The organism is Micromonospora sp. H61, assembly GCF_018070325.1.
Lineage (GTDB): Bacteria > Actinomycetota > Actinomycetes > Mycobacteriales > Micromonosporaceae > Micromonospora > Micromonospora salmantinae.
In genome coordinates, this window is sequence record NZ_JAGPXY010000068.1 from 26,507 (window position 1) to 35,571 (window position 9,065).

At 73.1% G+C, this 9,065-nt stretch carries 7 protein-coding genes; 5 read left to right on the forward strand and 2 right to left on the reverse strand.

Annotated features, from left to right (window positions below):
• Window positions 1–84: 84 nt before the first annotated feature.
• A complete protein-coding gene (locus KBX08_RS26270; RefSeq protein ID WP_210786032.1) occupies window positions 85–2,775 on the forward strand; it encodes an Hsp70 family protein in 2,691 nt (896 codons plus the stop codon).
• A 37-nt stretch (window positions 2,776–2,812) separates the two neighbouring features.
• Window positions 2,813–3,385, forward strand: a complete 573-nt coding sequence (locus KBX08_RS26275) for a nucleosidase (RefSeq protein WP_210786033.1) — start codon at window positions 2,813–2,815, stop codon at window positions 3,383–3,385.
• A 10-nt stretch (window positions 3,386–3,395) separates the two neighbouring features.
• On the opposite strand, the gene KBX08_RS26280 is transcribed toward KBX08_RS26275, so the two are convergent.
• On the reverse strand, window positions 3,396–4,580 hold the full coding sequence (locus KBX08_RS26280) for a low temperature requirement protein A (protein ID WP_210786034.1): 1,185 nt from the start codon (window positions 4,578–4,580) through the stop codon (window positions 3,396–3,398).
• A gap of 148 nt (window positions 4,581–4,728) precedes the next feature.
• A complete protein-coding gene (locus tag KBX08_RS26285) occupies window positions 4,729–5,910 on the reverse strand; it encodes a low temperature requirement protein A (RefSeq protein ID WP_210786035.1) in 1,182 nt (393 codons plus the stop codon).
• A gap of 172 nt (window positions 5,911–6,082) precedes the next feature.
• Between KBX08_RS26285 and KBX08_RS26290 the strand changes: the two genes are divergently transcribed.
• From KBX08_RS26290 to KBX08_RS26300, 3 genes are all read left to right on the forward strand, one after another.
• On the forward strand, window positions 6,083–6,946 hold the full coding sequence (locus KBX08_RS26290; protein ID WP_210786036.1) for a S1 family peptidase: 864 nt from the start codon (window positions 6,083–6,085) through the stop codon (window positions 6,944–6,946).
• Window positions 6,947–7,109: 163 nt separating this feature from the next.
• Window positions 7,110–8,066, forward strand: a complete 957-nt coding sequence (locus tag KBX08_RS26295) for a sugar kinase (protein WP_307850658.1) — start codon at window positions 7,110–7,112, stop codon at window positions 8,064–8,066.
• A gap of 67 nt (window positions 8,067–8,133) precedes the next feature.
• Window positions 8,134–8,742: a bifunctional 4-hydroxy-2-oxoglutarate aldolase/2-dehydro-3-deoxy-phosphogluconate aldolase gene (locus KBX08_RS26300; RefSeq protein WP_210786038.1), complete on the forward strand. Its 609-nt coding sequence runs from the start codon at window positions 8,134–8,136 to the stop codon at window positions 8,740–8,742.
• Window positions 8,743–9,065: the final 323 nt, after the last annotated feature.

The window sequence follows — 9,065 nt, forward strand, 5'->3', positions numbered from 1 at the left end:
CCCGGACCGAGTGATCAGCAGTGCGGCGGCGCCTGCGTACGATGCGGGGTCGAGTTCCCCTCGTCGCGGCGGAGGTATCGGGCAATGGCAGGCCAGCACGAGGGTTTCGCCCTCGGCATCGACCTCGGCACGTCCAACACTGTCGCGGTGCTGCGCTGGCCGGACGGGCGGACCCGTCCACTGCTGATGGACGGTCAACCGCTCAGTCCGTCCGCCGTCTACGCCGACCCGGACGGCACCCTGCACACCGGCTGGGACGCCCGCCGGTTGGCGCAGGCCGACCCGGCCCGGTTCGAGGCGAACCCGAAGCGTCGGGTGGACGAGCCGACAGTGCGGCTCGGCGACCGCGCGTACCCGCCGGCCGACCTGCTCGCCGCGGTGCTGGCGGCGGTCGGTCGGGCGGCGGTGGGCGCTGTGGGTTTCCTGCCGCCGGCCGTGGTCACCTGCCCGGCCGCCTGGGACGCGACGCGGCGGCAGGTCCTCGCCGACGCGCTGCTGCGGGCGGGCTGGCCGCAGGCGGTCGAGCACACCCTCGCCGGGCCGACACCGCCCGGCACCCGGCTGCTGCGGGAGCCGGTGGCCGCCGCCCGCTACTACACGCAGGTGCTGCACCGTCCGGTGCCGGTCGGCGGGGCGATCGCGGTGTTCGACTTCGGTGGCGGGACACTCGACGTCGCTGTGCTGCGCAACGAGGGCGCCGACCCCTGGGGTGACTCCGGCTTCAGCGTGGTCGCCGATGGCGGACTGCCCGACCTGGGCGGTCTGGACCTCGACGCCGCGCTGGTGCGGCGGGTCGGCGAGTTGGTCGGTGAGCGGCACGCCGCGCAGTGGGCCCGGCTCACCCGACCGGCGGATCCGGCGCAGCGCCGCGACCAGGTCCGGCTCACAGACGAGGTACGTGGTGCGAAGGAAACGCTGTCCCGGTCTACGGTCGCCCCGGTCGCGGTGCCGGGAGTGGCCGAGACGATCCAGCTGACCCGGGCGGACGTCGAGCGGGTGGCCACGCCGCTGCTGCGCCGGGCGGTGCAGCGGGCCCGGGAGGTCATCGCCGCCGCCGGGCTGCGCCCCGATCAGCTCGACGGGTTGTTCCTCGTGGGTGGGTCGTCACGAATCCCGCTGGTGGCCCGCATGCTGCACGCCGAGCTGGGGATCGCGCCGACGGTGCTGGACCAGCCCGAGTTGCCGGTGGCCGAGGGCGCCCTGACCGACCTGCCGCTGCGCAAGCCGCTACCCGTCCCGGCGTACGCGGGAGCGCCGCTCGCAGCACCCGCGCCGGCTCCGGTGAGCCCGCCCGCCCCGGCTGGAGCGCCCGCGCCGGTCGTACCGTCGCAGCCCTGGCCGGGATCCACCCCGCCGGCGGGCCCGCCCCCCGGGCCGGGCCTGGCCGGCGCCACCCCGACCCCACCGGGCGGCGCGACAGGCTGGCGGCGGGCGCGCTGGGTGGTGCTCGGCGCGGTGCTGGCCCTGGCCGGGGTGGCCACCGCGGCGACGCTCTACCTGACCCGGGACCGCTACCCGGATCTGACGTTCGACTCGCTGCGCGAGCTGTCCCGGCCGTCGGCCGGCGCCGAACGGCCGGTCGACATGTGGACGGCGGTGCTCGACGACCGGGCCTACCTGGCGTTCCCGCTGCCCGACGACCGGCTGGAGGTGGTTGCCGTCGACGCGGGCAACGGCCGCGAGTTGTGGCGCGAGCAGACCGACGTGCGGGCCGACGACTGGAAGGCGGTCATCGCCGTCCCCGGTGGGGTCGCGGTCCTCGCCGACGCACCGGGCGACAGCACACCCCGACCGCTGGCGGTCCTCGACGGTCGTACCGGCGAGCAGCGCTGGCAGCGTGTTCTGCGTGGTGACGACGACGTCTACTTCGCCGACGACACGGTGGTGCTGGTGGACCGGGCCGCCGACGAGCTGGTTGGCCTGCGCCTGACCAACGGCTCGGCGAAGTGGACGCAGCCCAACCCCCGCGGCCAGTACGCCGGTGGCCGCACCGTGGTCCGGCCGGTCGGCACCGACGCGGCGGCGGGCGGGCCGGCCTTCCTCGACGGCACGCCCCGCAACCCCTGGTCGAGCAAGGGGCGGCGACTGGTCCAGGTGGGTGCGGACCGGTCGGTGCGGCTGCTCGACATGGCATCCGGCGCGGTGCTGCGCCAGTGGGGCAGCGTCGCCGATCTCGACGACCTGGTGGTCGCCCACGAGGACCGCCTGTACGTGGCCGCCAACGAGGGTGGTTACCAGCTGCTCGCGTACGACCTGGGTTCCGACGCCGAGCCGGTGGTGCTGCACCGTTCCGGCAACGACGAGTACCGCCCGAAGGAGCTGGTGGCCTGCGGTGAGCGGCGGGCCTGCCTGTTGCAGGTGCCGAACAACGACGTCGCGCGCACTGAGGTGGTGGCGGCCACCGAGGGTGAGCGCATGATCAAATGGTCGGCTCCGGGCGTGACCGGCCTGGTCCCGTTGGGTGAGCAGGTGCTCGCCCAGCGGGAGTTGCCGGAGCCGAGCGTCACGGTCTTCGACGCCGCCGGCAAGCCGGTGCTGCGGGACCGGGGCGGGGTGGCGGTCCGCCTGGACGCGGGCAACCTGCTGGTCTTCGCCAAGGCGCCCAGCATGGTCGCGGACAACCGGGTGCTCGCCGGCGTGTGGGCCGAGTCCGGGGAGGTCGACGAGTTGGGTGAGCTGAAGGACGTGCGCAGCTCGTCCTGCTCGTGGAACACCCACGTGATCGCCTGTGGCGCGGACAAGGACTTCGTGGTGTACCGCTTCACCGACGACTGACGTCAGCGGCCCACCGGTCGGCTCGTACGATGCTCCGGTGAATCTTCGAGGTACGGTCCGCGCCGATCGCCCGTTGGTGGTTCTTGCCGTGGGGGAGGAGGCCCGCTACCTGCCGCCCGAGCTGCCGGTCCTGCTCACCGGCATGGGCAAGGTGAACGCCGCGAGCGCGGTGGCCGCGGTGCTGGCCGCCGGGCCGCGCCCGACCCTGCTGCTCAACCTGGGTACGGCGGGCGCGTTGCGCCCTGGCTGGGCCGGCATCCACGAGGTCGCCACGGTGCTCCAGCACGACCTGGACACCGAACTGCTGCGCACGCTCACCGGCGAGACCTACGGGGCGCCGCTGTCGCTGGCCGCCGAGGGCGCGGTGCTCGCGACCGGTGACACCTTCGTCGCCGACGACGCCGAGCGGGACCGGTTGGCGCAGCGCGCCGACCTGGTCGACATGGAGGGGTACGCGGTGGCCTGGGCCGCCGCGCAGGCCGGCGTGCCGTGCCGGCTGGTCAAGCAGGTCAGCGACGAGGCGGGGGAGGGCGCGGCCCGGACCTGGCAGGAGTCGGTGGACGCGTGCGCCCGGGATCTCGCCGAATGGGCCGGTCGACACTTCGCCTGAAGAGCAGGGGTCAGTCGTCCGATTGCCGCATCCGCAGGCCCGGTGTGGTCTCCCGGGCCGCTCCGGGTACCAGGATGTGCGCCGCCAGCGTAAGCGCCACGACCGCGGTGACCAGCAGCGGCGGCCAGCGGCCGGCCCACGGCAGCGTCAGCAGCGGCAGGGGGAGGCAGAGCATTCGCCGCCACGGCACGAGCATGGACACCAGCAGGGTGAACAGGGCGCGGCCGATCACGAACAGCGCCGGGCCGCCCAGGATCAGTAACAGCCACCCCACCGGTGTGGTGCCGGTCGGTCGGGTGACGACCAGGTCGAACGAGGCCGCCGTGGCGACCACCCCGGCCAGCATCACCAGGTGGGTGTACGGAGCCACCCGCGCCGGCCGGCCCGACTTCGGCCCGGCCCCAGCCTCCAGCAGCTCGCCGGCCCGGAACACGTAGACCTGCCAGAGCAGCAGCATGATGGCGAACGCGCAGAGCAGCGCGGCGACCCGGAGCCCGGCCAGCGGGCCCCGGCTGACCTGCAGCGTGGGAACCAGGATGATGTCGCCGAGGGCCAGGATGATGAACTGCTGGTACCGCTCGCCCAGATGCGCGGTGGTCCGCTCGTACTGGTCGAAGGGCACCCGGCCCAGCCATGGCGTGGGGTAGCGGACCGCTGCGGAGACCAGGTCGATCGTGATGGCGATGCTCCAGAGGGCCCAGTTCACAGTGCCGGACACCGCGCCGGTGATCCAGAAGACGCCGGACACCACGAACCAGAAGAAGAACCGGGTGGCTCGGACCATGGCCGCCCGATGTCGCTTCCGGTGCAACGTCGTGACCAGGATGACGCCGCGGATCACGTGCGTGCCGACGTAGGAGATCGCGAAAACCATCGCGTGCCCGTCGGAGACCATCGGCAACGATGCCGCCATCCCGACCGACCCGACCATGGCGACCATCAGGATGACCTGGATGGGGCGCTGCTGCGGGTCGTAGAACTCGGTGGTGGTGGAGGTGACCGACCAGGTCCACCAGATCGCGGTCAGCATCAGCAGGACCATCGGGGCGTCGGACCAGTTGTGGACTTCCGCGAGCAGGGTCGAGGTCAGCGCGAGCGAGGCCACGAAGACCACGTCGAAGAGCAACTCCAGCAGCGTGGCGCGGGTCGAACCGTCCGGCCGGCGTACCAGTGCCGCGGTGCCTCCGGTGGTCATGCCCGGCCTCCCGCCGTGTCTCCGAGGATTATCGGCGGTGCGAGCGCCTCCCGTCCCCGGATCGGGCGATTCCCGCCGGCCGGGGAAGGGCGGCGGCCGGGGTTGCCACGGCGAGCGCCGGTGGACACTGCGGCTGAACAAGCAGGGGTCAGTCGTCGGGTTGCCGCAGCCGCAGGCCCGGCGTGGTCTCCCGGGCCGCTCCGGGAAACAGGATGTGACCGGCCAACCCGAGCACCACGATCGTGGCCACCAGCACCGGCGGCCAACCGCCGGCCCACGGCAGCACCAGCAGCGGCAGGAGCTGCCAGGCAACTCGCCGCCATGGCACGACCCACGACACCGCCAGGGTGAAGAGGACACGGCCGACCACGAACAGCGTGGGGCCGGTGATGATCAGGACGAGCCATGGCACCGGCGTCGTTCCGGTCGGCCTGCTGACGACCAGGTCGAAGGTGGCGGCAGTGCCGGCCACGCCGGCCAGCATGACCAGATGGGTGAACGGGGCCAGTCGCGTCGCCCGGCCCCCCTTTGACCCGGCCGCCACCAACAACTCGCCGGCGCGGAAGACGTAGATCTGCCAGAGCAGCAGCATGGTGGCAAAGGCGCAGAGCAGGGAGGCGAGCCGGAGGTGATCGAGATGGCCCCGGCTGACCTGCAGCGTCGGCAACAGGATGATGTCGCCGAGGGCCAGGATGATGAACTGTTGGTACCGCTCGCCCAGGTGCTCGGTGGTCCGCCCGTACTGCGCCAGCGGCACCCGGCCCAGCCGGGGTGTGGGGTAGCGGGTCGCCCCGCCGACCAGGTCGATAGTTATGGCGATCGCCCAGAGCCCCCAGTTCGGCGTCTCCGACAGCGCGCCGAGGACCCAGAAGACACCGGACACCGTGAACCAGAAGAGGAACCGGGTGGCCCGCTCCCGGGCCGTCCGATGCCCCTGCCGGTGCAGGGCGGTGACCAGGATGATGCAGCGAATCACGTGCGTGCCGACGTACGAGATCACGAAGAGCAGCAGGTGCCCGATGCTGACCATCGGCAGCGATGCCGCCATCCCGACCGACCCGACCATGGCGATCATCAGGATGGCCTGGATCGGGCGTTGCTGCGGATCGTAGAACTCGGTGGTGGTCGTGGTGACCGACCACGTCCACCAGACGGCGGTCAGCATCAGCAGCAGCTTGGCGCCGCCGGACCAGGAAAGCTCTTCGGACAGCAGTTTCGATGTCAGTGCGAGGGCGGCCACGAAGACCACGTCGAAGAGCAACTCCAGCAGTGTCGCCCGGGTCGACTGGTCCCGCCCGCGTACCAGCGCCGCATTCCCTTTGGTGGTCATGCCTGGCCTCCCGCCGCGTCTCCCGAGGAATTATCGGCGGCCCCGACACAGGCCGTCCCCGGATCGGTGATTCCCGCCGGTCGGGGAAGAGGGCGGCCGGAGGTTGCCACGGCGTCGGGCGCCGGGCGATGCTTTACCGCATCCATCAATCTCGATCTCCTCGGAGGTTCGGATGCGTCGCTCCCCGCTGGTCGCCCTCGTCCTGACCGCCCTGTTGCTCGTCGCGCCCGGCGCGGCGCAGGCCGCCGTCCCCGACCGGGCCGCCGCGCCCGCCGCCGACCCGACGGCCACGCTGACCGGGGTACGCACCGCGGGCACCACCTGGGGTCTCGACCCCGCCACCGGCCGGATGACCCTCACCGTCGACGACACCGTGGCCCCCGGCGAGCTGGCCGCACTGCGGGCGGTGACCGACCGGGCCGGCGTGCTGCTGCGCCGCGAACCGGGAACGCTGCGTCCCCTGATCGCCGGCGGGCAGGGCATCTACGGCGGCGGTGGTGCGCGCTGCTCGCTCGGCGCGAACGCGCGCAGCGGCAGCACCTACTACGTGATCACCGCCGGGCACTGCACCGCTGCCGCCGCCACCTGGTACGCCGACAGCGCCCAGACCACAGTGCTCGGCACCCGCACCGCCACCAGCTACCCCACCAACGACTACGGGCTGATCCGCTACACCGGCCGGATCGCCCACCCGAGCGCGGTCTACACCTACCCCGGCCTGCTGACCATCAACGGCCCCGGCAACGCGTACATCGGTCAGGCGGTGTGCCGCAGCGGCAGCACCACCGGCGTGCGCTGCGGCACCGTCACCGGTCTCAACCAAACCGTCAACTACGCCACCGGCGTGATCTACGGCCTGATCCGCACCAACATCTGCGCCGAGCCGGGGGACAGCGGCGGACCGCTCTACGTGGCCTCCACCGGCAGGATCCTCGGCATCCTCTCCGGCGGCACCGGCAACTGCACCTCCGGCGGCACCACCTACTACCAGCCGATCGCGGAGGTGCTGGCCGCGTACGGGCTGACGTTGCCCTGAGCGCCGAGGTGTGACGTGCGACGGGTTGCCCGTCCCGCGCGGGACACCTAGGCTCGGCGACGCCCAGCACCCCCGCCCCGAGGACGTGTGCCCGATGCCGACCGCCGCCCGACCTGACCAGCCGAGTGTTCCGGCCGGCCTTCCGTCGATAGAGGTGGCAGCGGTGGGGGAGACGATGGTGGTGCTCTGCCCCGCGCCGGGTGAGCCGCTGGAGCGCGCCGAGCGGGTCGCTGTCTCGGTCGGTGGGGCCGAGTCCAACGTGGCCGGCTACCTGGCCCGCCTGGGACACCTGACGACCTGGGTGAGCCGGGTCGGCGATGACCCCTTCGGCCGGGCCGTCGTCCGGCACGTCGCCGCCGCCGGCGTCCGCGTCGACCAGGTGTGCGTGGACCCGGCCGCCCCCACCGGCCTGTACGTCAAGGACCCGGGCCCGGAGGGGACCGCCGTGCACTACTACCGGGCCGGGTCGGCGGCCGCCCGGATGGACCCCGCCACGCTGGCCGATCCGGCGCTGGCCGGTGCCCGGGTGCTGCACCTGTCCGGAATCACCCCGGCGCTGTCCGCCTCCTGTCGGGCGCTGGTCGAGCACGCGGTGACCGACCGGCCGCTGGCGCAGGCGTTGGTCAGTTTCGACGTCAACCACCGGGCCCGGCTGTGGTCCGCCGAGCAGGCCGCGCCGGTGCTGCGCGACCTCGCCAACCGCTGCGACCTCGTCTTCGTCGGGCAGGACGAGGCGGAGACCCTCTGGGGCACCACCGACCCGACGGCCGTACGTGAGCTGTTGCCCGATCCGGAGACGGTGGTGGTCAAGGACGGCGCGGTGGGCGCCACCGCACTGGCCCGCGACGGCGAACCGGTTTTCGTGCCCGCGCCCCGGGTGACGGTGGTGGAGCCGGTCGGCGCCGGAGACGCCTTCGCCGCCGGCTACCTGGCCGGGCTGCTACGCGGCCTCGACCCGATGCGGCGGTTGCGCCTCGGTCACCTCGTCGCGGCGCAGGCGTTGACCAGCAGCGGCGACAACGCCCCCGTCCCGCCGTGGGCCTGGTTCGAGAAACTCATCGACGCCCCCGCCGACGCCTGGTCGCCGCTCGACCTGACCGACCCGGGCGCGACGACCTGAGTCGGGCCGCCGGGTTGCGACCCGACCAGCAGCAAGAGTCCCACCGCGACCTCGGATGGAGTGCACCATGACCACACCGGACTTCGACCACATCTTCGGCGGCGCCCGGGTGATGGCGATCCTGCGCGGCCTGCCGGTCGCCGAAACCGTTCGGCTCGCCGAGCGTGCCTGGGATCTCGGCATCGACGTGGTGGAGGTTCCGGTGGCCACCGCCGACGCGGTGCCGGCGCTGCGGGCCGCCGTCGAGGCAGGGGCCGAGCGGGACCGCATCGTCGGCGCCGGCACCGTGCTCGACGTCGAACAGGTCGCCGCGGCGGCCGACGCGGGCGCCCGGTTCACCGTCGCGCCCGGCCTGGACCTCGCGGTCGCCGACGCCGCCGCCGCGCGTGGCCTGCCGCACCTGCCCGGTGTGGCCACCCCCACCGAGGCCCAACAGGCACTGCGGCACGGCCTCACCTGGCTCAAGGCGTTCCCCGCGATCGCCCTCGGCCCGGCCTGGTTCAAGGCCGTCGCCGGCCCGCTGCCGCAGTTGCGCTTCGTCGCCACCGGCGGCCTCGACGCCGGCAACGCCGGCGCGTTCCTGCAAGCGGGCGTACGCGTGGTGGCCGTCGGCTCCGCCCTCTCCGACCCCACCCAACTGGACGCCCTCGCCACCCTGACCCGCCCCACCCCCTAGCTTCCCTCCCTCCCTCCCTCACCCGCCCCTGCCCGCCCTCCTCGCCGCCGCCGATCTTGCACTTGCGGTTGTCGATGCGTCCTGATTCGCGGCTTTGGTCGCGACAGAAAGTGCAAGATCGACGGGGATCGGGGCGGGGTGCGGGGGAGGGTGGGGCAGGCGTGGCGGGGTTGCGCCATGGCGTAAGTGCGACGGGGTGCGGTACGCGGTTGGTGTGGGCTCTGCGTCGATGCTGTGGTGCGTACCACTTCTCGACACAAATAGGTCATCGTGGCTCTGTCTCACCGGCGCCGCCGATCCGGGCTGATCGCCCTCGGCGCCGC